The sequence below is a fragment of the Streptomyces sp. AMJ-169 genome (genome assembly GCF_055597585.1).
The window spans coordinates 48,925-74,180 of sequence record NZ_JBVLTJ010000015.1 but is presented as its reverse complement, the minus strand read 5'-3'; the positions used below and the strand labels follow the sequence as shown (position 1 = coordinate 74,180).

Sequence of the window (25,256 nt, the reverse complement as noted above, 5' to 3'; positions counted from 1 at the left end):
GCGTGACGGTTCCGTGACCTCCGCCACACCGGTGAGCGGCCGTCAGAAGCCGGGCTTGGCCAACGGTCTCAACAGATGGTAGGCGTCGGGCAATTCGGGCGTAACAGCGAAAGGCCGTGATCACAGCCTTGTGCACCCAGGTCCACAATGTCCGTTACGGCGTCAATAAAGAGCCGGGGGCACGGAAGTTGGCGGACCTGTTGAACAAATGTGGCGCAGCACACGTTCCTTGAAGGTATGAAGGACCTCCTGGTACCGGTTATCCCCATGTCCCACACCGCTCACATACGCAGCCACCGGAAACCCCGCCGCAGCGCGTCGACGATCGCGATGCGGGCCGGAGTCGCCAGTGGTGTCCTCGGCACGCTGGCGGTCGCCACGGCGGCCGGTTCGGCGAGCGCCGCCGAGTCGCCCGTGACGCAGACGCTCGAACTGCCGACGCTCACCGCCGACCTGACCAACCAGGTCGCGCAGTCCGCGCAGGCCACCCAGCTCGCCGCGGCCAACTACCAGCTCCAGGCCGAGCGGGACGCCGCCGCCTCCGCCGCGGCCAAGCAGGCCGCGAAGGATCTGGACGCCGCGAAGAAGGCCGAGGCCAAGAAGAAGGCGGAGGAGGCCCGCAAGGCCGCCGCCGAGGCCGCTGTGTCCCGCTCGACGGCCCGTACGAGCCTCAGCGCGTCCAGCAGCAGCTCCTCCGACGTCTCGGCGCCCGCCAGCGGCAGCGTCGCGACCGTCATCGCGTTCCTCAAGGCGCAGGTCGGCGACGCGTACGTCATGGGCGGCACCGGCCCCAACGCCTGGGACTGCTCCGGCCTCGTGCAGGCCGCGTTCAAGCAGGTCGGCATCGACCTCCCGCGCGTCTCCGAGGACCAGTCGACCGTAGGCACCGAGGTCTCCCTCTCCAACCTCCAGGTCGGCGACATCCTCTACTGGGGCTCCAAGGGCTCCGCCTACCACGTGGGCGTCTACATCGGCGGGGGCCAGTACCTCGACGCCGCCAACCCCTCCAAGGGCGTAGTCATCCAGGACCTCTCCGGCTACCCGGCGACAGGCGCGGTACGCGTCCTCTGAACACCCGCACGAGAATGGGCTCTCCTCCGCCGTGACACCCAGCGCCACGGCCACACGAAGGAGAGCCCAGCGTGCCCAGCGTCTTCGTCCAAGGCCGCCCCGTCGACTCCTACCCGCGCCCGGCCCCCGAGGCCCGCGCCGGCCGCGTCCTGCGGATCACCGAGTACGGCGAGCAGGTCCTGCACCGGCCCTGCCGTGACGTCACCGAGTTCGGCCCCGACCTCGCCGCGCTCGTCGCCGACATGTTCCGCACCATGTACACCGCCGACGGCGCGGGTCTCGCCGCGAACCAAGTCGGCGTGGATCTGCGCCTGTTCGTGTACGACTGCCCCGACGACGACGGTGTCCGGCATGTCGGGCACATCGTCAACCCGGTGCTGGAGCCCCAAGGGCCCGCCGGGCGGCGTCTTCTGGACGACGGGGAGGGGTGTCTCTCCGTCCCCGGCGCCGTGATGGACGTACCCCGCCCCGACCGCGCGCTCGTGCGGGGGCTCGACAGGACCGGCGCCCCCCTCACCATCGAAGGCACCGGTTACTTCGCCCGCTGTCTCGCGCACGAGACCGACCATGTGAACGGGCACGTGTATCTCGACCGGCTCTCCAGGCGGGACCGCAAGGAGGCGTTGCGGCAGGCCGGGGAGCGGCGCGCGGAGGTGTTCGCACGGCGGGCGGCGAAGGTGCGGGAGCTGGAGGGCGCCGAATAGCCGGGGCAGTTGCGCAGGGGGCGCCCTCGTCGTCGTAACCCTTGAGGCCGCCCCCTGCCGAGCCGGACCGGCTCCGCCCCCTCCCCTACGCCTTCGGCGCCACCTTGCTCAACCCGTTGATGATGCGGTCCATCGCGTCGCCGCCCGTCGGGTCCGTCAGGTTGGCCAGCATTTTCAGGGTGAACTTCATCAGCAACGGGTGCGTCAGGCCGCGTTGGGTGGCGATCTTCATGACCTTCGGGTTGCCGATGAGCTTCACGAAGGCGCGGCCCAGGGTGTAGTAGCCGCCGTAGGTGTCCTTCAGGACCTGCGGATAGCGCTGGAGGGCGATCTCCCGCTGGCCGGGGGTCGCGCGGGCGTGGGCCTGGACGATGACGTCGGCGGCGATCTGGCCGGACTCCATGGCGTAGGCGATGCCCTCGCCGTTGAAGGGGTTCACCATGCCGCCGGCGTCGCCGACCAGCAACAGGCCCTTGGTGTAATGGGGTTGGCGGTTGAAGGCCATGGGGAGCGCCGCGCCGCGGATCGGGCCCGTCATGTTCTCCGGCGTGTACCCCCACTCCTCGGGCATCGACGCGCACCACGCCTTCAGCACCTCACGCCAGTCCAGCTCCTTGAAGGAGTCGGAGGTGTTGAGGACCCCGAGGCCGACGTTCGACGTCCCGTCCCCCATGCCGAAGATCCAGCCGTAGCCGGGGAGAAGGCGGTCCTCGCCGGGCCCGCGCCGGTCCCACAGCTCCAGCCAGGACTCCAGGTAGTCGTCCTCGTGCCGCGGCGACTCGAAGTACGTCCGCACCGCCACCCCCATCGGCCGGTCCTCCCGCCGGTGTAGCCCCATCGCCAGGGACAGCCGCGTGGAGTTGCCGTCGGCGGCGACCACCAGCGGCGCGTGGAAGGTGACCTCCCGCTTCTCCTCCCCGACCCTCGCGTGCACCCCGGTGATCCGCCCGGTCCGCTCGTCGACGACCGGCGCGCCCACGTTGCACCGCTCGTGCAGCCGCGCCCCCGCCTTCTGCGCCTGCCGGGCCAGCTGCTCGTCGAAGTCGTCGCGTTTGCGGACGAGTCCGTAGTCCGGGTAGGAGGCCAGCTCGGGCCAGTCCAGCTGGAGGCGGACGCCGCCGCCGATGATGCGCAGGCCCTTGTTGCGCAGCCAGCCGGCCTCCTCGGAGAGGTCGACCCCCATCGCGACCAGCTGTTTCGTGGCACGCGGGGTGAGCCCGTCGCCGCACACCTTCTCGCGCGGGAACTCGGTCTTCTCCAGCAGGAGGACGTCGAGCCCGGACTTGGCGAGGTGGTAGGCGGTCGTCGAACCGGCGGGCCCCGCGCCCACGACGATGACGTCGGCGGTGTTCTCAGTCACGACGGTCACGGCTGGATCTCCCCAAGTATCGGAATCTGCGTGCCGACCGGCACTGGACATGGGCAGTCTATTCAGCAGAATTGATCACCCGGCTGAAGGGCTCCCCCCGTGAACCTGGCTCTCCCTGTCGTACGTCTGCGCGTCCCCACGGACGAGGACGCCGTCGCCTGGCATCGGATCTTCGACCACCCCGAGGTGATGGAGTTCTTCGGCGGCGGTTCGGCCGAGCTGTCGTACTACGAGGAACTCACCGCCCGTCAGCGGCGGCACGACGCGGAGCACGGGTTCTGTCTGTGGACCATGCTCGACCGGGAGGGCGAGGTGATCGGCTTCACCGGGGCGCAGCCATGGCCGCAGGACTGGGGGCCGAAAGGCGAGATCGAGATCGGCTGGCGGCTCGGACGCGCGCACTGGGGCAAGGGGTACGTCACGGCGGCGGCCCATATGACCCTGGAGCGGGTGCGGTCGGCGGGCGTCACGAGTGTCGTCGCGATGATCAGGCCCGGTAACGAGCGGTCGGCGGCGGTCGCGAAACGGCTGGGAATGGAGCTTTCCGATCGCTTCCCGCACCCTCGCCTCGCGGAGGAGGCGCTCTGTTACCGGCTCAAGCTGTAACTCTGGGTAGCCAACCGTCGCGAATTCGTCGCACAGAGCTTCCGGACGGCCCCCTCCAGCGGTTACCCTGCCAGTACCGCTGGGGGTGACATCTGTGCACATACCACCCAAGACACCCGAAGTGCGCGTCCCACGTCTGGTCGGCCTGATGGCCATGGACGCGCGCGACTCGGCCAAGGCCCATGGCATCCGGCTCGCCGCGCCGGACCGCCCCGACTTCTCCCGCACGGTCATCGACCACGTCGTACGCCAGTACCCGCCCCCCGGCGTCGAGATCCCGCGCGGCGCCGTCGTCACGGTGTGGTTCGACTTCGGCGAAGGGGAGGGCGGCGGCGGGGCGGGCGTCCACGAACCGCGGGTGCCCCGGCCGGGCGGCGGCGGGATGCAGCGCGAGCTGGAGGAGCCGGGCGACCCGTACGCCGTGGCGGGGTTCGGCGGCCCGGCGTATTAGCGGCCCCAGCCCTTAGGGGCTCTCCCTGTCAGGGCCCGCGCCCTTAGGGGCTCTCCCTGTCAGGGCCCGCTGTCAGGCGGGCTTGAAGCCCCGGTGCAGCGCCACCACTCCCCCGGTCAGATTCCGCCACGCGACCCGCTCCCACCCGGCCTCCTGAAGCCGCGCGGCGAGCGCCGGCTGGTTCGGCCAGGCGCGGATCGACTCGGCGAGGTAGACGTACGCGTCGGGGCTGGAGGAGACCGCGCGGGCCGCCGGGGGCAGCGCGCGCATCAGGTACTCGGTGTAGACCGTGCGGAACGGCGCCCACGTCGGGTGCGAGAACTCGCAGATCACGACGCGCCCGCCGGGGCGGGTCACCCGGTGCATCTCGCGCAGCGCCGCGTCGAAGTCCTGCACGTTGCGCAGCCCGAAGGAGATCGTCACGGCGTCGAAGGTGTCGTCCTTGAACGGCAGCCGTGTCGCGTCCCCGGCGGTGAACGGCAGCCACGCGTGGCGCGCCTTGCCGACCTGGAGCATCCCGAGGGAGAAGTCGCAGGGGACGACGTACGCGCCGCTCTGCGCGAACGGCAGCGAGGAGGTCGCCGTGCCGGCCGCGAGGTCGAGGACCTTCTGCGCCGGGCGGGCGTCCACCGCCCGCGCGACCTCCTTGCGCCAGCGCCGGTCCTGTCCGAGGGACAGCACGTCGTTGGTCAGGTCGTACCGTTCCGCCACGTTGTCGAACATCGTGGCGACTTCGTGCGGCTGCTTGTCCAGGAATGCGCGGGTCACCGGGTCATTCTTGCAGCCCTACCTCTAGAGACTGTTAGCGGTATCTAGAGGTTTCTAGCGACAGCCCCGTAGAAAGCTAGCGCGGCAGCAGCTTGGGCTTCTTCTTCCCCGCCACGTCCTCCACCCACCCGCACAGCAGCACGAACACGACGATCAGCACGCACCCGATGATGAACATGAACCACTGGCTGCCCAGCGGAAGCCACTTCACGAACGCGGGGACGTTCCAGAACTGGTCGATCAGCGGGACCGCGAGGACCAGCGCGATCTCGTGCCACAGGTAGATCGTGACCGCGCGGGCGTTGAAGACGGTGACGATCCGGTCGAGCCGCCTGTGCTTGACGAGCCCGGCGAGATCGACCTTGAAGTACGCCTTGGCATACATCAGCAGCGTCACGTACCCGGCGGACCAGAACGCCTGCGCGAGGGGGATGTCGTCGAGGTCGTAACTGCCGGTCTCCCCCTGGTGGGTGAAGGCGTACCAGCCGCCGAAGCCGATCGCGGCGAGGGAGAGGACGACGACCGCGAACGGCTTGAGCCGCTGGAGCACGCCCTCGCGGTGCGCGAAGCCGAGGACCCAGCAGAACAGGAAGGTCGCGAGGTCGGTCAGCCCGTTGCCGAACCGGTTGTCCGGCGGCTCCCACAGGTAGTGCAGGACGAGGATCGGCGCGAGCGAGCCGAGCAGCACCACGACCGGCGCGAGCCGGAACACCCGCAGCAGCACGGGCGAGAGCAGCACGAACCAGAGGTAGGTACGCAGGTACCAGAGGATCTCCCAGGCCTGCGTCCCCCACGCGTTGCCCGGCGGGTCACCGACCGGCACGATCCAGAAGACGATCTGCCAGCCCGGCATCCAGTCGTGCTTGAGCATCGCGAGGACGACGAAGAAGCCCCAGAACCAGAACGGCGGCAGCAGCCTGCGCAGCCGGCCCCGGATCACCTTCGGCGCGGGCCGCTCCAGCGACTTCGCCATGAGCGTCCCGGCGAGCCCGAACATGATCCCCATGGACGGGAAGACCATGCCGGCCCAGGCCCAGCCGAAGGTGTGATACGCGACGACCCGGATCAGGGCGAGGGCCCTGAGGGTGTCGAAGTACCGGTCCCTGGACGGCCGTTGGGGCTTCGCGGCAGGCTCGACGGCAGGTGTCTCGGGCAGCACGCGGGGCTCCGGAAGCGGCGCCCCCTTCCTGCGGGTCCCCATCAGCTCGCCCCCGCCGGAGTCCCGACCTCACCGGTCCGCTTGAGCTTCTGCCAGCGCAGCCGCCCGCCGGTCAGCGCGGTGATGCAGGAGTGGATCAGGACGAGGTACATCATCTGCCGGTAGGCGAGCTGCTGGAGCGGCATCATCAGCAGATACCGGTACTGCTCCCGGTCGAGCCGGAACGCGTAGGCGGCGCACAGGAGTTGGAGACCGAGGACGGCGAGCCAGGCGAGCAGCGCGGCCTGGAAGTCGACGAAGATCATGGAGTAGACGGTGAACACGTCGATGAGCGGCGCGAACACCGGCGTGATGATCTGGAAGATGACCACGAGCGGCATCCCGACCCGCCCGAACCGCCCCGAAGGCCCCTTGTCCGTAAGGGACTTGCGGTGCTTCCAGAGCGCCTGCATGGTCCCGTACGACCACCGGTAGCGCTGCGACCACAGCTGCTTGAGCGAGCCCGGCGCCTCGGTCCAGGCGCGGGCGTGCTCCTGGTAGACGACGTGCCAGCCCGCGCGGTGCATGGCGATGGTGATGTCGGTGTCCTCGGCGAGGGTGTCCTCGCTCATCCCGCCGACCTCCAGGACCGCGTCGCGGCGGAACGCGCCGATCGCGCCGGGGATCGTCGGCATGCAGCGCAGCAGGTCGTACATGCGCCGGTCGAGGTTGAAGCCCATCACGTACTCGATGTGCTGCCAGGCCCCGATGATGGTGTTGCGGTTGCCGACCTTGGCGTTGCCCGCGACCGCCCCGACCTTGGGATCGGCGAACGGCTGCACCAGCTGGTGGACGGCGTCGGGCTCGAAGACGGTGTCGCCGTCCATCATGATGACGATGTCGTGGCTCGCGCTGCGCACCCCGTTGTTGAGCGCGGCCGGCTTGCCCGCGTTCTCCTGCCGGATGACGCGTACGTTGGTCATGCCGAGCCGGTCGGCGGCCTCGCGGGCGATCTCCGAAGTGCCGTCCGTGGAACCGTCGTCCACGACGATGACCTCGATCGGATGCGTGCTCTGCGCCAGCGACTCAAGGGTGTTGGCGATGCACTCCTTCTCGTTGTACGCCGGGACGATCACACTCACCGGCCGGGTGATCTCGGGCCCCCAGCTGAAGCGCCGCTTGTTGCGTTTGCGGTAGTGCCGCCGCGCGAGGATCAGCATCATCCCGAACCGGCTCATGACCGCGACGCCTACGACCATCAGACCGACGGAGAGCGCCGGGACCGTCCATTCGGCGAGCGCGACGGCCGCGAGGAGGGCCTTGCCCTCGTAGAGGGTGACGCCGGACGCCTTGCGGTGGGCGGCCTGGAGCCGGTCGATCCCGGTGCCCTGGCCTGCGCCGCCGCCCTGTCCTTCGGCGCCGCCCGGGGCTCCGGCGCCCGCTCCCGCTCCGGCTCCCGCCGGGGCCGTCGTACCGGTCTGCTGCTGTTCCTCCATCACCCCGCTGATCGTGGTGAAGGTGTACCCCTTGGCCTTCATCTTCTCGATGTAGGTGGGGAGGGCGGCGATGGTCTGGGAGCGTTCGCCGCCGGCGTCGTGGAAGAGGACCGAGGCGCCCTTGCCGTCCTCGGGCGTCGCCCACTGGATGATCTTCGAGACGCCGGGCTTCTTCCAGTCGTCGGAGTCGGTGTCGACGAAGACGCTGGTGTAGCCGTCCGCGCCGAGCTTCTTGTAGACGGGCCAGCTGTAGTTGTCGATGGCGTTCGTCTCGGACGAGTAGGGGGCGCGGAACAGGGTCGTGGTGATGCCGGCCGCGCCGGCCAGGGCGAGCTGGGTCTGCTGCATCTCGCGGTTGACGCGGGCGTCGGACTGGTAGGAGAGGTCGACGTGGGTGAAGGTGTGGATGCCGACCTCGTTCCCCTCGTCGACCATGTCCTTCACGATGTCCGGGTAGCGCGAGATCATCGAGCCGACCAGGAAGAACGTGCCGGGCACGTCGTACTTCTGAAGGATCGCGAGGACCTGCGGGGTCCAGGTCGGGTTGGGGCCGTCGTCGAAGGTCAGCGCGATCGTCTTCTTCGGCACCGAGATGCTGGTCGCCTGCCCGCCCCGGAACGTGAGGATGGGCCCGCCGTCGAGGACCTTGTCGGGTACGTCGTCGGCGCTGGCGCCGGTCCTGACCCGCTCGTCGCCGCCGACCTCGGCGCGCAGATAGCCGTCGAGCAGCATGACGCTGGTCAGCGCGAGCAGGAGCAGCAGCGCGAGGATGACCCGCGGTTTCTGGAGTGCCGCGGCCTTGCCCGCCGCCCGCCCGATCCGGGAGGGGGCGCGGCGGCGGCCGCGGTTGGACGTCGTCGTAGCCATGGGGAGTTGCCTCAGCGTTCCGTTCCGGTTGGGGTCCTCAGATGTGCCGCCGGGGGCGGGTCAGCCGGCCGTCGCGGACGCGGAGGGGACGGCGGAGGGGACGGCGGCGGGGTTCGCGGAGCCGTCGGAGTAGACCGGCGGGGCGGCGGTGGGGGCGCCGCTGGGGGCGGTTCCGTTGCGGCCGCCGGCCGGGCCGAGGCCGCCGCCGGGGCCCTGGGCGCCGCCGCCGTTTCCGCCGCCGAAGGGCAGCAGGGCGGACGGGGTGAGCGAGGTGCCCCAGCCCATGAAGGCGGCGCCGAGGATCACGGCGTAGGCGAGGCAGCCGACCCCGAGGAGGAGGCCGAGCCGGCGCAGCAGCTTGGACCTGCGTCCGGAATTGTCGACGAACACGGGCCCCTCGGCGGAGTCACGGCCGCGTTTGCGACGGCGACCGCGGGCGGCTGCGCGGCTTTCGTAGGCGGGCTCGGAATGCATTCCCCGGATATTAGGGAGCCTTTATGTGGCCTAAACTCTGACTCTGTTGTGAGAGACCCATGAGAAACACCGGAACCTGTCTTTCACCTGAGAGAACGGCAAAACGGCTGCGCGCCGACCCCGCGGAATGCAAGGGTTGATTGTCCCTTTTGGGCGGGGGCTTGCCCGGTTTTGATCGACTCTGTCCATGCGCTTTCTGTGCGGTTACTGTTCCTTCGCTCCCTGCCCTCGTGTGAGACATTTTTACTTCAGAAACACAATTTGTTTCGCCTTCCCTGAGATCGAAATCACGAGAGCGGGTGCTTGAGCATGAGGCGTTTCCTGACGTCGCTGACCGGGCTGACCTGCCTGTTCGCCCTCGCGGCGACGGGTTGTTCGGCGGACAAGAGCGCGACGACGGAGGCGGCCCCCGAGGCGACTGATTCAGCCACCCCCTCATCGACCCCTCAGCCGTCCCAGTCCCCCACCGCCACCACGTCCTACGAGCCCTACGTCAGCGCCACCGAGGCCTCCGCGAACGACTCCGCCGGCTCCCCGGCCACCTACAACCTCGCCTTCGTCATCTCCGACGGCAGCAGCTGCACCGCCAAGTGGAACGGCACCGACGCGATCGGCGACACGAAGGTCAAATCCCGGATAGCGGCCCTGACCGCCACCGGCGCGAGCGTCCGCGTCTCCTTCGGCGGCGCCTCCGGCAAGGAGCTGGCGACGGTCTGCTCCAGCGCCTCCGACCTCGCGAAGGCGTACGGCGCCGCCCTGGACGCGGCCGGCGCGACCAAGGCCGACTTCGACATCGAGGGCACCACCCTCACCGACAGCGCCTCGGTCGCCCGGCGCTCCGAGGCGATCGCCCAACTCCAGAAGCAGCGCCCGGAGTTGAAGGTCACCTACACCCTCCCGGTGATGCCCTCCGGCCTCGACTCCGCCGGCCTCGCCCTGCTGGCCTCGGCGAACAAGTACGACGTCCAGGTCTCCGGCGTCAACATCATGACCATGAACTACGGCGAGAGCTACACCGGCGACATGGGCGACTACGCCATCACCTCCGCGACCGCCGCCCACACCCAGCTGAAGTCCGTCTTCGGCACCTCCGACGAGGGCGCCTGGCACGGCATGGCGCTCACCTCGATGCTCGGCGTCAACGACATCGCCGGGGAGACGCTCAGCCTCTCCGACGCGGCGCAGGTACGGGAGTTCGCCGAGGAGAAGGGGATCGCGTGGGTGTCGATGTGGGCGACGTTCCGGGATCAGCAGTGCGAGAGCGGGTCGGCGGAGAAGGGGGACTCGGCGACCAATTGCAGTGGGGTGAGCCAGAGTTCGGGGGCGTTCGGGAAGGCGTTCGCGGGGAAGTCGTGAGGGAGCGGTCCGACTCGGGCTGTTTCAGGGGGAGTTCCCGCAGGGAGGGCGCGCTCTTCAGAAGGCGGGCTGTTTCAGGGGGAGTTCACCGACTCCGGTACATCAGGCGGCCGTTGAGGACGGTCGCCGCGCAACTCCCCGCGCCCTGCTCCAGGAGCGCCGTCTCGTCGGGGACGTCGAACACGGCGAGGTCGGCTCGGGCGCCGACGGCGAGGGGGGTGCGGACGGTGGCGGCGAGGGTGTGGCCGTCGGCGAAGGGGTCGAGGCCGGGGCGGCCGTCGGGGGCCGTGCCGTCGGTGACGACGAGACCTGAGCGGGCGATCGCCTGGGCGAGGAGGGGGTCGGTGAAGCGGGCGCCCGGGGTCGCGACGGCCGTCGTGCCGTGGGCCAGCATCCGCTGGATACCGCGCCGGACACTGCCGGAGCGGCGGGTGCCGGTGAGGGCGCCGGTCCGTTCCAGGGCCGCGAACTCCTCGCCGTACAGCGGGAGTTCGCCCAGCTCGTCGGCCTCGCGCGGGTCGGGGTGGTAGCAGTCGCGCAGCAGCCGCAGGGCGTGGCGCTGGCGCAGCCCGGGGGTGAGGACGCCGGGCCAGCGGCGTACGCGGGCGGCGGGCGCGGCGGCGGCGACGGTGTCGTAGGGGCCGAAGGCGGTGATCCGGTCGCCGTCGACCGCGACCGCGCCGTCCGCGATCGGTTCCACGCCGACCGGCAGGAGCAGGGGCGCGGTGTGGATCGTCAGCACGGCACGGCTCCGGGGGGCCTCAGGGGCATGGCTCGGCTTTCCGGGGGCCTCAGTTCTGTTGTGGTGGGCCTCAGTTGGTGGCGATCAGCTTCAACTCGGGGTGGGCGGTGCCGCCTTCGATCGCCGTGGAGGAGATGTGCGACATGACGCGCTCGTCGACGGGGTCGTTCGCCGGGTCGTCGTGGATCACCAAGTGCTCGTACGTCGTGGCGCGTTGGGCCGGGACGCGGTCCGCCTTGCGGATCAGGTCGATGATCTCCTGGCGGTTGGAGCGGTGCTTGGCGCCGGCCGAGGAGACGACGTTCTCCTCCAGCATGATCGAGCCGAGGTCGTCGGCACCGTAGTGCAGGGAGAGCTGGCCGACCTCCTTGCCGGTCGTCAGCCAACTGCCCTGGATGTGCTGGACGTTGTCCATGAAGACGCGGGCGATGGCGATCATCCGCAGGTACTCGAAGAGGGTCGCCTGGGTGCGGCCCTTCAGGTGGTTGTTCTCGGGCTGGTAGGTGTACGGGATGAACGCGCGGAAACCGCCGGTGCGGTCCTGGACGTCGCGGATCATCCGCAGGTGCTCGATGCGTTCGGCGTTGGTCTCGCCGGTGCCCATGAGCATGGTCGAGGTGGACTCCACGCCCAGCCGGTGCGCGGTCTCCATGATCTCCAGCCAGCGCTCGCCGGACTCCTTCAGGGGCGCGATCGCCTTGCGGGGGCGCGCGGGGAGGAGTTCCGCGCCGGCGCCGGCGAAGGAGTCGAGGCCGGCGGTGTGGATACGGGTGATGGCCTCCTCGACCGACACCCCGGAGATCCGCGCCATGTGCTCGACCTCGGAGGCGCCCAGCGAGTGGATCACCAGCTGCGGGAACGCGTCCTTGATCGCCGCGAAGTGGCGTTCGTAGTACTCGACCCCGTAGTCCGGGTGGTGCCCGCCCTGGAACATGATCTGCGTCCCGCCGAGCTCGACGGTCTCCGCGCAGCGGCGCAGGATGTCGTCCAGATCACGCGTCCAGCCCTTCGCCCTGTCCTTCGGCGCGGCGTAGAACGCACAGAACTTGCACGCCGTGACGCACACGTTCGTGTAGTTGATGTTCCGCTCGATGATGTACGTCGCGATGTGCTCGGTGCCGGCGTACTTCCGCCGGCGCACGGCGTCGGCGGCGGCGCCGAGCGCGTGCAGCGGGGCGTCCCGGTAGAGATCGAGCGCTTCCTCGGGGGTGATCCGCCCACCGGCTGCGGCACGGTCGAGGACGGACTGGAGGTCGGCCTTCTCGGTCACCGGGCGTCCCTTTCGGAGGGGTGTGGACGGACTCGACTTAGCGTACGCCAGGGGGGTGGGGGGGCTGCGGTCAGGCTGGACGGGGGGCGGTCGGGGGTGGGTGACTGTGGTGGGGGCGTGGGGGACTGCGGTCGGGGTGTGTGGGCTGCGGTGGGGGCGGATGCGTCCCGGGCGGGGTGATGGGCGCCGGGCGGGGGGATGGGCGTCCTGGTCGGGGGGATGGGCGCCGGTCAAGGTGATGGGCGTTCCGGTCGGGGGGATGGGGGCCGGTCAGGGTCATGCGCGTCCCGGTCACGGCGATGGGCACCGGTCAAGGTCATGCGCGTCCCGGTCACGGCGATGGGCACCGGTCAAGGTCATGCGCGTCCCGGTCACGGCGATGGGCACCGGTCAAGGTCATGCGCGTCCCGGTCACGGCGATGGGCACCGGTCAAGGTCATGCGCGTCCCGGTCACGGCGATGGGCACCGGTCAAGGTCATGCGCGTCCCGGTCACGGCGATGGGCACCGGTCAAGGTCATGCGCGTCCCGGTCACGGCGATGGGCACCGGTCAAGGTCATGCGCGTCCCGGTCACGGCGATGGGCACCGGTCAAGGTCATGCGCGTCCCGGTCACGGCGATGGGCACCGGTCAAGGTCATGCGCGTCCCGGTCACGGCGATGGGCACCGGTCAAGGTCATGCGCGTCCCGGTCACGGCGATGGGCACCGGTCAAGGTCATGCGCGTCCCGGTCACGGCGATGGGCACCGGTCAAGGTCATGCGCGTCCCGGTCACGGCGATGGGCACCGGTCAAGGTCATGCGCGTCCCGGTCACGGCGATGGGCACCGGTCAAGGTCATGCGCGTCCCGGTCACGGCGATGGGCACCGGTCAAGGTCATGCGCGTCCCGGTCACGGCGATGGGCACCGGTCAAGGTCATGCGCGTCCCGGTCACGGCGATGGGCACCGGTCAAGGTCATGCGCGTCCCGGTCACGGCGATGGGCACCGGTCAAGGTCATGCGCGTCCCGGTCACGGCGATGGGCACCGGTCAAGGTCATGCGCGTCCCGGTCACGGCGATGGGCACCGGTCAAGGTCATGCGCGTCCCGGTCACGGCGATGGGCACCGGTCAAGGTCATGCGCGTCCCGGTCACGGCGATGGGCACCGGTCAAGGTCATGCGCGTCCCGGTCACGGCGATGGGCGCCGGTCAAGGTCATGCGCGTCCCGGTCAGACTGCGCGCGTCCCGGTCGGGCGCTCCGGGGGGCGTGCACCCTCGTCAGGCTGTGTACGCCCCGGCCAGTACGCCGAGGACGGTCCCGGCGATGAGGAACGGGCCGAACGCGATGACCGTCCGCCGGCCGGCTCTCCGGGTGATGACCAGGGTCATCCCGTACAGCGCCCCGAGGGCGAACCCCGAGAACGCCCCGAGCAGGAGGGTGTCCCACCCGTACCACCCCAGCACGACCCCCGACCCCAGCGCCAGCTTGGCGTCCCCGAAGCCCATCCCGGCCGGGTTGAGCAGGTGCAGAAGGGTCAGCCCGAGTCCGAAGACGGGCCCGGCGAGGAGTGCGGTGCCCCACTCCCCGGCATGTTCGGGCAGCAGCTGGACGAGCCCCAGCAGAAGGGCTGCGGCACCGGCGAGCCCGAGGGTGAGCGGGTTCGGCAGCCGGCGTACGCGTATGTCGACGGCGGCCAGCAGCACCCATACGGGGGCGAGCAGCAGCCAGACGGCGAGCTCGGGGCGGGGGCCGGTGGCTAGGGCGAGGAGGGCGCAGAGGAGGGCGGTGGGGGTGGCTAGGGAAGTGAGGGGTGGGCCGTAGGTGGGGGTGGCGAAGGGGGTGGGGGATGGGTCGTAGGTGGGCGTGGTGAGGGGGGTGGGGGATGGGCCGTAGCTGGGCGTGGTGAGGGGGGTGAGGGGTGGGTCGTAGGTGGGGGGCTTGGGGAGGTGGGATGGCTGATGTGGGCGGGCGGGGGGTTCGGGGAGTTGGGGGGCGGATTTCTGCGGGGGTGCTGGCGGCTGGGGTGCCGGGGCTCCGGGGGCGGCGGTGGCTTCCCCTACGGGGTGCCGGTCTCCTGACGGGTTCCTTTCCCCTAGGGGCATTCCTTCCCTTAGGGGCACCCCTTCCCTTAGGGGGCCGCTGAACGGCGAGGGTTCCTTGGCCGGTCCCCTAGGGGGGCTCGCGCAGGTCGGGCAGCGGGCGGGGCCCAGCCAGCCTCGTAGTGGGTGGCCGGCGGGGCAGGTGCGGTGCCAGTCTGGGGTGAGGGTGGGGTCAGGGGCGGGCTGGCGCTTCTCGGCGGGCGCCCTTTCCTTTGTGGGCGCCCTTTGTTCTGCGGGTTCCCCTTCTTCTGCGGGTTGGCCCTTCTTGGCGAGCGCCCTTTCCTCTGCGGGTTCCCCTTCTTCTGGGGGTTGGACCTTCTTGAGGGGCGCCCTTTCTTCTGGGGGTTCCCCCTTCCCCGCAGGCCCCCTCTCTCCGGCGCGCCCCCTCTCCCCCGCGCGCCTCCCCGCCCGCTCGGCTTCCCTCTCCCCTACGGGTTCCTCCTCCACCACCGGTACCGAAAACCTGTACACCGCCCGGGGCAGCGCCGCGCCGGACGCTGTTCCCCACAGCGCCGCCGCCGACGCGATCACCCATGGCCCGGTCACCCACTGCTCGGTCAGCACGGCCACCATCCTGCCCTTCCCCGCCGTCCACGACTCCCCCGCACGCCCCCCGCGCGTTCCCTCCCGACGCCCGCCGGGGCACCCGAACTCCCGTGCCATGATCCGGAAATGGACCTTCTTCCGATCAGCGGGGCGACGCTGGCGACCGATCCGACCGTGCTGGCGTCGGCCCGGACGATCGGTGCGCAGTACGGCGTGAACTATCTGGACGACGACGCCGTCGCGGAGATGTTCGAGGAACGCCGGGACGCGCTGCGGGAGGCCCGGCGGGGGCGGGCGGTGTGGATCGGGGGCGCGGCGCTGGTGACGGGGGCGCTCTGGCCGTTCCTCGCGCCCCTGATCCTGTCCCTGGGGGACCTAGGGGGTCTGGAGGGGCTGGCTGACCTCGGTGACAGCCCCGCCCTGTCCTACGGTCCCACCGCCCCCCTCCTGGTCCTCGCCACCGCCGCCCTCACGACCGTACGGCTGCGCTGGAAACGGGAGTTGAGGCATCCGGCGCTGGTCGGCTACCGGCACGTGCTCGGGGTCGCGCGGGCGCGGGGGCTGCCGGTGGCGTACATACCGGCGTGGCTGGAGGGGCGGTCGGAGTACGGGGGCGGGCGAGCGGTGGTGGCGGTGCCGGTGTATCGGGGGGTGGGGAGCGGGGAGGGGGGTGTGCGGGAGTCCTGTACGCGTGGGGGCGCGGGCGACGGGGTGGAGGAGGGGTCCGGCGACGGGCTGGAGGAGGGGTCCGGCGACGGGCTGGAGGAGGGGTCCCTTAAGGGTTCGGCTGGTCCCCTTGAGGGTTCGGCGGCTACCAGTAAGGGGGCAGCCGCAGGGGATCAGGGTCCGGTGACTTCCCGTAAGGCTCCGCCGGCCAGCGCTCAGGATCCAGCGGCCCCGGCGCGGGATTCCTCGGCTTCCCTTAAGGGCTCGACGCCCTGCGCTCAGGATTCAGCGCCCCCCGCTCGGGAGTCCTCGGCTCCCCTTAAGGGTTCGGCGCCCGGCACTCAGAGCCCAACGGCTTCCCGTAAGGGTCCGACAGCCGGCGTTCAGGATCCGGCGGCTCCCGCTCAGGGTTCCTCGGCTCCCCGTAGGGGTTCGGCAGCCGACGTTCAGGGCACTCAGGGTTCCCCGGCTCCCCGTAAGGGTCCAGCGGCCGTCCCCGAGAAGCCCGACTCCGTCGCCGCCTACGAAGCCCTCGCCCACGACACCGGCTGGCACGGTGAGGCCGGGTGTCTGCTGGTCGCCGGTGCGCTCGGTGGGGCCGGGTACGCGTGGTGGGAGGGGGCGCCGGTGGCGTACGGGGCGTTGCTGCTCGTACCGCTCGCGGTGGGGGTGTGGCGGGCCGGGGGGCGGCGGGGGGCCGAGCGGGCGCGGCTGCGGGAGGAGTCGCTGGCGTACCTCACGGCGGTCGCGGACGCACAGGCCGACGGCGCGACGGCGCCTGAACTCTCGCCCGCGTTGCGGAAGTTGCTGGACGAGGAGGAGTGGTTGGGCCACCGCTGAACACAGGGCACCGAAGCGCCGAGTGCCCCGTGGCCGCCGGAGCACTGCGCACCCTGGGTACCGGAGCGCTGCGCCTCCTGGACGCCGGAGCACTGCGCGCTCCCCTGAACGCCGGAGCCAGTGCGCGCCCTGGACTCCGGGGGCCGGCGTCACGCCGCTCGCACCCTGCGGGGAGGGGACGCGTACAAGGGAGTTGGAGCATCGAGGGCAATTACGACGACGTCAACTGCGGTCGTACCGCGCACCCAAGGGATCTGGAACAGGCACGCGCCGCGTATCCCAAAGCCCTCGACAGACACCGCGCCGCACACGCCGAGAAGCTGAAGCGGACTCGGCACCACTCACCCCGGGGACCGGAAGCAGACCCGCCCCGGACGCCAGGAACAGACGTCGTACCGAGCACCTCCGGCACGGAAGCCGACCTGCACCACTCATTCCAGGGACCGGAAACAGACCCACCCCGGACGCCGGGAACAAACGTCGTACCGAGCACCTCGGAAACCGAAACCGGCCTGCGCCGCACGCCCCGGGGACCGGAACGCAGGCCTCGTACCCACGCCCCCGGAGCCCAGAAGCAGACCTCGCACCCCCGCAGGACTCCGTGCCACTCACCCCGGGGACCGGAAGCAGACCCGCCCGCGCGCGGGAAGCAGGCGTCGTACCGCACGCCTCGGGATCCAGCCGCCGGCCTGCGCCGCACGCCCCGGACCTGCCGCCGACTCCGCTCACCGCGCACCGCGCCGTCCCGCGAACTCAGCGCCACACCCGCCACCCATGCCGACCCGACGGCCCCGCAGCCCCGCACCCCCACAGCCCGGAAGCAGCCCTCGCTCCCCCGCGCACGCACCCCCGGGACCCGAAGCGGACTCCGCACCACACACTCCGGAAGCCGGCGCAGCCACCCCTCGCCGTCCCGCGAACTCAGCACCGCACACGCCAGCCCGCCGGCCCCGCCGGCCGCCCCCGTACTCCGACCGCCCCGACCGCCCCGCCGGCTCCGATCGGCCCGCCGACCCCGCCGACCCCGCAGCCGCAACCCTCAGCTACGCAGCAACTCCACCTTCACATCCGCCGGAAACCCGGTCGTCGGGCCGACCCTGCGGGCGAATTCTGTGACCGCGTTCAGCTGGTGGGTGCCGAAGCGGAAGTCGAGGGTGGTGAAGTACTTCTCCAGTACCTGTTCGTCGAACTCCTCCCAGCGCGCCGCCTGTTCGGCGACTTTGGTGACCTCGTCGAGGGAGAGGTTGCGGGAGGCGAGGAAGGCGCGGTGGACCTCGCGGGTCAGCTCGGGCTCGCGTTCGAGGTAGTCGCGGCGGGCGGCCCAGACGGCGAAGACGAAGGGGAGGCCGGTCCATTCCTTCCAGAGCGTGCCGAGGTCGTGGACCTGAAGGCCGTAGCGCGGACCGTCGAGGAGGTTGGCGCGCAGGGCGGCGTCGCCGATGAGGACGGCGGCGTCGGCCTCCTGCATCATCAGGCTGAGGTCGGGCGGGCACGTGTAGTACTCGGGGGTGACGCCGTAGCGCTCGGCGAGCAGCAGCTGGGCGAGCCGGACCGAGGTGCGGGAGGTCGAGCCGAGGGCGACGCGGGCGCCGTCGAGGCGGTCGAGGGGGACCTGGGAGACGATCACGCAGGACATGACAGGCCCGTCGCAGCCGACCGCGATGTCCTGGAAGGCGACGAGGTCGTCGGCGTTGCGCAGGAACTCGACCAGGGTGATCGGCGCGATGTCGAGCTCCCCGCGGACGAGCTGCTCGCTGAGCTTCTCCGGGGTGTCCTTGGTCAGCTGGAGATCGAGCAGCGTGCCCGTTCTCGCGAGACCCCAGTACAGGGGCAGGCAGTTGAGGAACTGGATGTGTCCGACGCGGGGCCGGGTGCGAGAATTGTCCACATCGCGAGGCTAGCCCCCGGTCGGGTAGGGTGCAGAGTCACCCCCCGCGCGGCCCCACCGAGACCCCTGGTCCTTCTGGCCCCGTTCTTCCCGCCGCGTCAATCCTTCTCCCCGGTACTTCAAACATCCGGGTGACGTGATCTTGACCTCTATCGCTTTCGGCTGCCTGCGTGCTAGGCTCGACGCAAGTTGCAGTTTGGTTTCCCTTGCAGTACAGAGCCTGCGGAGCATGTGACCGCGGGCTCTCGACGTTTTCGGAAGTTTGCATTGTGCGGCACTGCTTTCACACTTGCAGGTTCTGGAGCAGGGCGACCCTTTGGGCCCAAGGAGGGCTTATGGCTACCGGAACCGTGAAGTGGTTCAACGCCGAAAAGGGCTTTGGTTTCATCGCCCAGGAAGGCGGCGGCCCCGACGTCTTCGTCCACTACTCCGCGATCAACGCCGCGGGTTTCCGCTCCCTCGAAGAGAACCAGCAGGTTTCCTTCGACGTGACCCAGGGCCCGAAGGGCCCGCAGGCGGAGAACGTCACCCCGGTCTGATCGCCGGGATGCTGCCGCTTCCGGCAGCATGGATCGCAGTCTGAGAGCAGTACCCAAGGAGCCCCGCGCCGTTCGGCATCGGGGCTCCTGCCCTTTTCGGTACGAGGGTCCGCCCTTGCGTCGGTGCGTTCGGTACGAGGGGGCGCGCCGAGAATTCATATTCCGTTCACGCGGGTTCCGTTCACACCTGTCCGTCCGGTCTCCGGCACGGAATACCGCATTCCGAATTCGGGTGCGGTCGACAGCTCCCTCCCATTGTCAGTGGCGTGCCCTAAGGTCCCCGCCCATGACAGATTTCCTGACCGCCACCCGCGTCTTCTACGACGCCATCGCCGAGGACTACTCGGAGAAGTTCCGCGAGGAACTGGAGAACAAGCCGCTGGAACGGGCCGTCCTCGCGGTGTACGCGGAACTCGTCGGCGCCGGAGGGAAGGTCGCGGACCTCGGCTGCGGTCCGGGCCGGACCACGAAACGGCTCGCCGCGCTGGGCCTGGAGATGACCGGCCTCGACCTGTCGGAGTCGATGCTCGCGGTGGCCCGTAGGGAGAATCCCGGGGTCCCCTTCGCACAGGGTTCGATGCTCGACCTCGCCCTCCCGGCCGGCTCCCTCGACGGCGTCGTGTGCTGGTACTCCTCCATCCACACCCCCGCCGACCGGCTCCCCGACCTCTTCTCCGGGTTCCACCGCGTCCTCGCACCCGGCGGCCACCTCCTCCTCGGCTTCCAGGTGGGCGACGAACCCCGCCGCCACGAACACCCCTGGGGCCACCCCGTCACCCTCGATTTCCTGCGCCGCCGCCCGGAGACGATGGCCGCGCTGCTGAAGGGGGCCGGGTTCCGGCTGCTGTCGCAGTCGGTACGGGAGCCGGAGGGGGAGGAGCGGACACCGCACGCGTTTCTGATCGCGGTACGGGAGGGGTAGGGGGCATCCCTGGCCTTAGGGGGCATTCCGTAGGGGATGTCCCTCACATGTGCGCCCTGTGTACGTCTCTCCAAGCAGGTCGGCACCCGCTCCCTTCCGGCTGGGAGCGGGTTGCCGCCTTTCGGGCCCTGTGGTCATGGTCGTACGGGGGCCAACACCCAGTCAATCCTTGGGATTTGTCGGTGGACCCAAGTGTTAGCTTGGGGGTGTGACGCTGGAGGATCTGCGGGTGTTCGTGGCTGTGTGCCGGGCCGGGAGTCTGAGTGCGGTGGCGCGGGAGTTGGGGTGTACGCAGTCGGCGGTGAGCCAGCATGTGAAGCGGCTGGAGCGGGAGACCGGGGCCGGGTTGCTGGAGCGGCGGCCCCGTGGGGTGGTGCCGACGCAGGCCGGCCGGCTGCTTGAGGCCGCCGCGAGTGAGGGGATCTCCGGACTCGACCTGGCCGTACGGCAGTTGAGGGATCTCGTGGCGGGGACCAGCGGGTACGTCCGGCTCGCCACGGGGGCGACGACCGTACGGCACTTCATGTCGGACGCGGTGGTGGCGTTCCGGCGTACCCATCCGGATGTCAACTTGGAGTTCCGGACGGTGAGTTCGGGGCGGGGCAGCTTCGATGCGCTGGCCGACGGGGTGCTCGACCTCGCCTGGATCACGCTCGGCCCGCCCGTGCGGGGGATCGAGCAGCGGCCGGTGGTGGAGCTGCCCTGGGTGCTCGCGGTGCCCTCGGACGACGAGTTCGCCGGCCGTGCGTCCCTGGACCCGGCCGAACTGGACGGCGTCCGTCTGATCCAGCTGCCCCCGAACTCCACCTCCGCCGCCCGACTGGACGCCGCCGCCGCCGAGTTGGGGGTGCGGTTCGTGTACGACACCAGCGTGGCCGACTGGGACACGGCGCTGCTGCTCGTCGAGGTGGGCGTGGGGCGGGCGGTCGTACCGGCGTTGCCCGGGCTGGCCGCTCCCGTGGGCGGCGCCCTGCGGCTGATCCCGCTGGCCGGGCTGCGGCCGTTGCCCGTCGGGTGGGCGGTGCGCAGGTGGGACGCGCTGAGCCCGCCGGCGCGGGCGTTCGCCGATCTGGTGGTGGAGTTGCGGCAGCGGGGGTGAGGGGGCTGGGGGTGGGGGGTGCCGGGGGTGGGGCTCGCGTGAGCGCCTTCTGCGACAACGGCTCGTCGCGAAGCTCGGGCCCAGGTCCGTCCGCGCGCCGAGGGTGGGGCTCGCGTGAGCGTCTTCCGCGGCAGCGGTTCCGCCCAGCGGGCCGCGAGCCCGGCCGGAATCCCGCCCGGCTCGCCGCGAACCCCGGGCTCGGGGAAGCTCGCGGGGTCTTCCGGGAGGGGGTTGAGAGGCGGGCTGGCGGTTTCGAGGGGCCGAGGAGGCTCGCGGGGTCTTCCGGGAGGGGTCTGAGAGGGCGGCCGGCGGTTTTCGAGGGCCCGAGGGAGCCGTGTCCGGGGTCTCCGGGAGGGTGTTCGCCGGCCGCTCGAGCCCGTCCGGGGTCTCCGGGAAGGCGTTCGCCGGCCGCTCAAGCCCGTCCGGGGTCTCCGCGAAGGCGTTCGCCAGCCGCTCAAGCCCGTCCGGGGTCTCCGCGAAGGCTTTCGCCAGCCGCTCAAGCCCGTCCGGGGTCTCCGCGAAGGCTTTCGCCAGCCGCTCAAGCCCGTCCGGGGTCTCCGCGAAGGCTTTCGCCAGCCGCTCAAGCCCGTCCGGGGTCTCCGCGAAGGCTTTCGCCAGCCGCTCAAGCCCGTCCGGGGTCTCCGCGAAGGCTTTCGCCAGCCGCTCAAGCCGCCGCGCCGCTAGGGTGCCCGGATGATCGACGTACCCGATGAGTTCGTTCGGACCACCCTCGCCCGTGAAGGGGAGCGGGCCGAGCAGTGGCTTGCTGAACTTCCGCTGCTGGTCGGGGAGTTGCTCGGTACGTGGGGGTGTGAAGTCGACGGGGACCTCATGTACGGCGGGGTCGGGGTCGTCGTGCCCGTTGTGCGGGACTGCGGGGGTTCCGCCGTGCTCAAAGTTTCCTTTCCGCATCCGGGGAACGTGCATGAGCCGGACGCCTTTGCCGTCTGGGGTGGGCGGGGGGCCGTGGCGTTGTACGAGCGGGACGGCTCTCGGTTCGCGATGCTGCTGGAGCGGGTGAGTGCGCGGACGCTGGCGGAAGTTGAACGGGACGAGGACGTCATCGCCTCCGTCGCCGGGGAGTTGAGCCGTCGGCTGGCCGTACCGGCGCCTGCGGGGGTGCCCCGGCTGAGGGAGCGGGCCGATGAGTGGGAGAGGCAACTCCGGCTTGATGCCGACGAGTTGGGGCACGGTCTGTCCGCCCGTGCGCTGGGCTGTGCGTACGACACCGTCCGCGACCTCGGCCGGGGTCAGCCCGACACGATGGTTCACGGGGATCTGCACGCCCGTAACATCCTGCGGGCCGAGCGGGAGCCGTGGCTGGTGGTGGACCCGAAGGGGTGTGCCGGGGATCAGGGGTACGACGGTGGCAACTTCCTGAAGACCAGGGCGCTTTCGCTGCTCGCCGCGCCTGATGTGCGGGCGGCCGTGTACCGGGCGCTGGACGTCTTCGGGGAGGCCGCCGGGGTCGACCGGGAGCGGCTGCGGCGGTGGTCCCAACTCCACGCCGTGCAGGCCGCGTTCTGGGCCCGCCGGCATGGTTTCCGGATCGCGCGCGGCGGCCCGGAGCTGGAGCGGCTGACTGGATTCGCGGAGGGGGTGGCGGAGTTGCTGACCGGTGGGGAGGGGTTCGGCCGCGTGAGTGGGTGAGCGGGTGAGCGGCGCGGGGGCTTGAGCGGCTGGCGAACGCCTTCCCGGCGACCCGGGGCGGGCTCGAGTGGCCGGCGAACGCCCTCCCGGAGACCCCGGACGGGCTCGAGCAGCTGGCGAACGCCCTCCCGGAGACCCCGGACACGGCTCCCTCGGGCCCTCGAAAACCGCCGACCGCCCTCTCAGACCACTCCCGGAAGACCCGCGAGCCTCCCCGGCCCCTCGAAACCGCCGGCCCGCCCCTCAAACCCTCCCGGACCCCCGAAGACCCCCGGCCCGCCCTCTCAACCCCCTCCCGGAAAGCCCCACGAGCCTCCTCGGGCCCCCGAAAACCTCCGGCCAGCCTCTCAAACGCTTCCGGAAAGCCCCGCAAGCTCCCTCGGACCCCCGAAGACCACCGACCCGCCCTCTCAACCCCCTCTCGGAAAGCCCCGCGAGCTTCCTCGGGCCCTCGAAAACCGCCAGCCCGCCTCTCAACCCTCTCCCGGAAAGCCCCGCACACTTCCCCGAGCCCCCGAAGACCCCCGGCCCGTCCCTTCAACCCCCCTCCCCGAAGACCCCGCAAGCTTCCCCGGACCCCCGAAAACCGTCGCCCCGCCCTCCCCAAAAGCCCCGCCCCTCACCCCCTCTCGTACAACCCCTCCACCTCCTCCGAGAAGTCCCGCAGGATCGCCGCTCTCCTCAGCTTCATCGACGGAGTCAGATAGCCGGCCGACTCCGTGAAGTCCCTTGGCAGGACGGCGAAGCGGCGGATTGATTCGGGGCGGGAGACCAGTTTGTTGGCCTCGTCTATGGCGCGTTGCAGGACCGCCTCCAACTCCTCGTCGCCGATGAGGAGTTCGACGGGGACGGGGTGTTTGCCGTTCATCTGGCGCCAGTGGGTGAGGCCTTCGGGGTCGAGGGTCAGGAGGGCGGACACGTAGGGGCGGCCGTCGCCCAGGACTATGCACTGGGAGATGAGGGGGTGCGAGCGCAGCCAGTCCTCCAGGGGCGCCGGGGCCACGCTCTTGCCGCCCGCCGTGATGATCATTTCCTTCTTGCGGCCGGTGATGGTGAGGTAGCCCTCGTCGTCCAGCTCGCCTATGTCACCGGTCGCGAGCCAGCCGCCGGGAGCCGCGGGGACGACTCCGCCGGCCGCGGGGTCCCAGTAGCCGCGCAGCACGTGGTCACCGGCGATGAGGATCTCACCGTCGGCGGCGATACGGATGCGGGTGCCCGGCATGGGCCAACCGACCGTGCCCAGACGGGGTTTGAGCGGCGGGGTGCAGGTCGTCGCGCCCGTCGTCTCGGTGAGGCCGTAGCCCTCGTAGATCTCGATGCCGGCGCCGAGGTAGAAGGACGACAGGCGGCGGCCGAGGGGGGAGCCGCCGCAGATGGCGTGGCGGACCCGGCCGCCCATCGCGTTGCGGATGCGGCGGTAGACCAGGGGGTCGTAGAAGGTGCGGGCGGTGCGCAGGGCGGCGCCGGGGCCGGGGCCCGTGCCGGTCTTCTGGGCCTCGACGGCCTCGCCGTAGCGCCGCGCGACGTTCACCGCGCGGTCGAAGGACGTCACCCGGCCGCCCGCCTCCGCGCGCGCCCGCGCCACGTTGAAGACCTTCTCCAGCATGTAGGGGATCGCGAGCAGGCAGGTCGGTTTGAAGGCGGCGAGGTCGGGCAGCAGGTCCTCGGACTTGAGGCTGGGGGCGTGGCCGAGGCGGACGCGGGCGCGGACGCAGGCGATGGCGACCATGCGGCCGAAGACGTGCGACATGGGCAGGAAGAGCAGGACGGAGACCTCGATGCCGCGCGCTTTGAAGACCGGGGCGAGCAGTTCGATGGCGTTGTCGACCTCGGCGAAGAAGTTGCCGTGCGTGAGCGCGCAGCCTTTGGGGCGTCCGGTGGTGCCGGAGGTGTAGATGAGGGTGGCGAGGGTGTCGGGGATGAGCATGCCCCGGCGGATCTCGACCTCGGAGTCGGGGACGTGCCCGCCGGCGTCGGCGAGCCGGTCGAGGTGGCCCTTGTCCATCACCCAGATGTGCTTGAGGTCGGGCAGCCGGTCGCGCTCGGGGCCGAGGGCGGCGGCCTGGCCCACGGTCTCGGTCAACAGGGCGACGGCGCCTGAGTCTTGGAGGATCCAGCGGGCCTGGAAGACGGAGGAGGTGGGGTAGATGGGGACGGTCACGAGACCGGCCGCCCAGGCCGCGAAGTCGAGCAGCGACCACTCGTACCGGGTGCGGGCCATGACGGCGACCCGGTCGCCGGGTACGAGCCCCTCGGCGATCAACCCCTTTGCCACGGCCTGGACTTGGGCGGCGAACTCGGCGGCCGTGACGTCGCTCCAGCGGCCGTCGGGCCCGCGCCGGCTGAGGGCCACCGCGTCGGGCGCCAACGCGGCGTTGTCGTAGGGCAGTTCGGCGAGCGAGCCGTGGGTGACGGGCGGTGCGAAAGCGGGTACGGCGGCTTCGCGGACGACTCCGTCGAGGCGCCGCGTCTCCGGTTCCACGGGGGCGGGAGGGGCGCCGTCGGCGAATTCGGCCGAGGAAAGGTACGAGGTGGACACAGGCGGCTCCCTGGGCGTGCAGCGCACATAGCGCTCGCTGCATCAAACGTACGTGCCTCGCGCTCCGAGGCGTCCAGCCTGGGGGCCTCGGGGAATCTGTTACCAGCGGTTAGGCCAGCGATCGTACGGGCCGTACGTGTGGGGCCTGTGAGGGTTCCCGGGTCGTCCGGGGG

20 protein-coding genes are annotated in these 25,256 nt (G+C 70.8%); 10 read left to right on the top strand and 10 right to left on the bottom strand.

Annotation, left to right across the window (positions count from 1 at the left end; genetic code table 11):
• Positions 1 to 237: 237 nt before the first annotated feature.
• Both ACYUD3_RS31010 and def read left to right on the top strand, forming a co-directional pair.
• Entirely contained in the window at positions 238 to 1,071 is an 834-nt protein-coding gene (locus ACYUD3_RS31010) for a C40 family peptidase (RefSeq protein WP_470977091.1), read from the top strand.
• Positions 1,072 to 1,142: 71 nt separating this feature from the next.
• Complete coding sequence (gene def, locus ACYUD3_RS31005; RefSeq protein WP_470977088.1) at positions 1,143 to 1,775, top strand: peptide deformylase; 633 nt, start codon at positions 1,143 to 1,145, stop codon at positions 1,773 to 1,775.
• Between the two features lie 85 nt (positions 1,776 to 1,860).
• On the opposite strand, the gene ACYUD3_RS31000 is transcribed toward def, so the two are convergent.
• Entirely contained in the window at positions 1,861 to 3,144 is a 1,284-nt protein-coding gene (locus ACYUD3_RS31000) for a geranylgeranyl reductase family protein (protein ID WP_470977085.1), read from the bottom strand.
• 99 nt (positions 3,145 to 3,243) lie between these two features.
• On the opposite strand from ACYUD3_RS31000, the gene ACYUD3_RS30995 reads away from it, so the two are divergent.
• Both ACYUD3_RS30995 and ACYUD3_RS30990 read left to right on the top strand, forming a co-directional pair.
• On the top strand, positions 3,244 to 3,750 hold the full coding sequence (locus tag ACYUD3_RS30995) for a GNAT family N-acetyltransferase (RefSeq protein WP_470977082.1): 507 nt from the start codon (positions 3,244 to 3,246) through the stop codon (positions 3,748 to 3,750).
• Between the two features lie 121 nt (positions 3,751 to 3,871).
• Positions 3,872 to 4,201, top strand: coding sequence for a PASTA domain-containing protein (locus tag ACYUD3_RS30990; RefSeq protein WP_470977079.1), 330 nt, complete (start codon positions 3,872 to 3,874; stop codon positions 4,199 to 4,201).
• Positions 4,202 to 4,273: 72 nt separating this feature from the next.
• Here the strand turns inward: ACYUD3_RS30990 and ACYUD3_RS30985 are convergent, their stop codons facing one another.
• From ACYUD3_RS30985 to ACYUD3_RS30970, 4 genes are all read right to left on the bottom strand, one after another.
• A complete protein-coding gene (locus tag ACYUD3_RS30985; protein WP_470977076.1) occupies positions 4,274 to 4,969 on the bottom strand; it encodes a demethylmenaquinone methyltransferase in 696 nt (231 codons plus the stop codon).
• A 76-nt stretch (positions 4,970 to 5,045) separates the two neighbouring features.
• Positions 5,046 to 6,170 carry an acyltransferase family protein gene (locus tag ACYUD3_RS30980; RefSeq protein WP_470977073.1) on the bottom strand — a complete coding sequence of 375 codons (1,125 nt, stop codon included), beginning with the start codon at positions 6,168 to 6,170 and terminating at the stop codon, positions 5,046 to 5,048.
• The gene (locus ACYUD3_RS30975; RefSeq protein ID WP_470977070.1) at positions 6,170 to 8,470 is read right to left on the bottom strand and encodes a bifunctional polysaccharide deacetylase/glycosyltransferase family 2 protein; all 2,301 of its coding nucleotides are present in this window, start codon (positions 8,468 to 8,470) and stop codon (positions 6,170 to 6,172) included. Before ACYUD3_RS30975 ends, ACYUD3_RS30980 begins: the two co-directional genes overlap by 1 nt.
• 60 nt (positions 8,471 to 8,530) lie before the next feature.
• On the bottom strand, positions 8,531 to 8,944 hold the full coding sequence (locus ACYUD3_RS30970) for a hypothetical protein (protein ID WP_470977067.1): 414 nt from the start codon (positions 8,942 to 8,944) through the stop codon (positions 8,531 to 8,533).
• A 309-nt stretch (positions 8,945 to 9,253) separates the two neighbouring features.
• On the opposite strand from ACYUD3_RS30970, the gene ACYUD3_RS30965 reads away from it, so the two are divergent.
• Positions 9,254 to 10,300: a chitinase gene (locus tag ACYUD3_RS30965; RefSeq protein WP_470977064.1), complete on the top strand. Its 1,047-nt coding sequence runs from the start codon at positions 9,254 to 9,256 to the stop codon at positions 10,298 to 10,300.
• 85 nt (positions 10,301 to 10,385) lie between these two features.
• Here ACYUD3_RS30965 and ACYUD3_RS30960 read toward each other — a convergent pair whose 3' ends face one another.
• From ACYUD3_RS30960 to ACYUD3_RS30950, 3 genes are all read right to left on the bottom strand, one after another.
• Complete coding sequence (locus ACYUD3_RS30960) at positions 10,386 to 11,042, bottom strand: imidazolonepropionase-like domain-containing protein (protein ID WP_470977061.1); 657 nt, start codon at positions 11,040 to 11,042, stop codon at positions 10,386 to 10,388.
• Between the two features lie 70 nt (positions 11,043 to 11,112).
• Positions 11,113 to 12,312 carry a cyclic dehypoxanthinyl futalosine synthase gene (gene mqnC / locus ACYUD3_RS30955; RefSeq protein WP_470977058.1) on the bottom strand — a complete coding sequence of 400 codons (1,200 nt, stop codon included), beginning with the start codon at positions 12,310 to 12,312 and terminating at the stop codon, positions 11,113 to 11,115.
• A 1,260-nt stretch (positions 12,313 to 13,572) separates the two neighbouring features.
• Entirely contained in the window at positions 13,573 to 14,397 is an 825-nt protein-coding gene (locus ACYUD3_RS30950; RefSeq protein ID WP_470977055.1) for a prepilin peptidase, read from the bottom strand.
• 669 nt (positions 14,398 to 15,066) lie between these two features.
• Here ACYUD3_RS30950 and ACYUD3_RS30945 point away from each other — a divergent pair.
• A complete protein-coding gene (locus ACYUD3_RS30945) occupies positions 15,067 to 16,446 on the top strand; it encodes a ribosomal eL19 family protein (RefSeq protein WP_470977052.1) in 1,380 nt (459 codons plus the stop codon).
• A gap of 1,039 nt (positions 16,447 to 17,485) precedes the next feature.
• Here ACYUD3_RS30945 and ACYUD3_RS30940 read toward each other — a convergent pair.
• Positions 17,486 to 18,334, bottom strand: coding sequence for a menaquinone biosynthetic enzyme MqnA/MqnD family protein (locus ACYUD3_RS30940; RefSeq protein ID WP_470977049.1), 849 nt, complete (start codon positions 18,332 to 18,334; stop codon positions 17,486 to 17,488).
• Between the two features lie 335 nt (positions 18,335 to 18,669).
• Between ACYUD3_RS30940 and ACYUD3_RS30935 the strand changes: the two genes are divergently transcribed.
• The 4 genes from ACYUD3_RS30935 (at position 18,670) to ACYUD3_RS30920 (ending at position 22,544) form a co-directional block, all read left to right on the top strand.
• Complete coding sequence (locus ACYUD3_RS30935; RefSeq protein WP_069779342.1) at positions 18,670 to 18,873, top strand: cold-shock protein; 204 nt, start codon at positions 18,670 to 18,672, stop codon at positions 18,871 to 18,873.
• Between the two features lie 286 nt (positions 18,874 to 19,159).
• Positions 19,160 to 19,795 (top strand): class I SAM-dependent DNA methyltransferase, encoded by a 636-nt coding sequence (locus ACYUD3_RS30930; RefSeq protein ID WP_470977046.1) that lies wholly within the window; start codon positions 19,160 to 19,162, stop codon positions 19,793 to 19,795.
• Between the two features lie 208 nt (positions 19,796 to 20,003).
• Positions 20,004 to 20,894, top strand: a complete 891-nt coding sequence (locus ACYUD3_RS30925) for a LysR family transcriptional regulator (RefSeq protein WP_470977043.1) — start codon at positions 20,004 to 20,006, stop codon at positions 20,892 to 20,894.
• A gap of 693 nt (positions 20,895 to 21,587) precedes the next feature.
• On the top strand, positions 21,588 to 22,544 hold the full coding sequence (locus tag ACYUD3_RS30920; protein WP_470977040.1) for an aminoglycoside phosphotransferase family protein: 957 nt from the start codon (positions 21,588 to 21,590) through the stop codon (positions 22,542 to 22,544).
• 619 nt (positions 22,545 to 23,163) lie between these two features.
• On the opposite strand, the gene ACYUD3_RS30915 is transcribed toward ACYUD3_RS30920, so the two are convergent.
• Positions 23,164 to 25,083, bottom strand: a complete 1,920-nt coding sequence (locus ACYUD3_RS30915) for an AMP-dependent synthetase/ligase (RefSeq protein WP_470977036.1) — start codon at positions 25,081 to 25,083, stop codon at positions 23,164 to 23,166.
• Between the last annotated feature and the right edge of the window lie 173 nt (positions 25,084 to 25,256).

What these genes read in the sequence shown, in the direction of transcription:
- ACYUD3_RS31010 (WP_470977091.1), top strand. Translation starts at nt 238, where the DNA reads ATGAAGGACCTCCTGGTACCGGTTATCCCCATGTCCCACACCGCTCAC.
- ACYUD3_RS30980 (WP_470977073.1), bottom strand. Translation starts at nt 6,170, where the DNA reads ATGGGGACCCGCAGGAAGGGGGCGCCGCTTCCGGAGCCCCGCGTGCTG.
- ACYUD3_RS30975 (WP_470977070.1), bottom strand. Translation starts at nt 8,470, where the DNA reads ATGGCTACGACGACGTCCAACCGCGGCCGCCGCCGCGCCCCCTCCCGG.
- ACYUD3_RS30970 (WP_470977067.1), bottom strand. Translation starts at nt 8,944, where the DNA reads ATGCATTCCGAGCCCGCCTACGAAAGCCGCGCAGCCGCCCGCGGTCGC.
- ACYUD3_RS30965 (WP_470977064.1), top strand. Translation starts at nt 9,254, where the DNA reads ATGAGGCGTTTCCTGACGTCGCTGACCGGGCTGACCTGCCTGTTCGCC.
- ACYUD3_RS30950 (WP_470977055.1), bottom strand. Translation starts at nt 14,397, where the DNA reads ATGCCCCTAGGGGAAAGGAACCCGTCAGGAGACCGGCACCCCGTAGGG.
- ACYUD3_RS30945 (WP_470977052.1), top strand. Translation starts at nt 15,067, where the DNA reads ATGGACCTTCTTCCGATCAGCGGGGCGACGCTGGCGACCGATCCGACC.
- ACYUD3_RS30935 (WP_069779342.1), top strand. Translation starts at nt 18,670, where the DNA reads ATGGCTACCGGAACCGTGAAGTGGTTCAACGCCGAAAAGGGCTTTGGT.
- ACYUD3_RS30930 (WP_470977046.1), top strand. Translation starts at nt 19,160, where the DNA reads ATGACAGATTTCCTGACCGCCACCCGCGTCTTCTACGACGCCATCGCC.
- ACYUD3_RS30920 (WP_470977040.1), top strand. Translation starts at nt 21,588, where the DNA reads ATGATCGACGTACCCGATGAGTTCGTTCGGACCACCCTCGCCCGTGAA.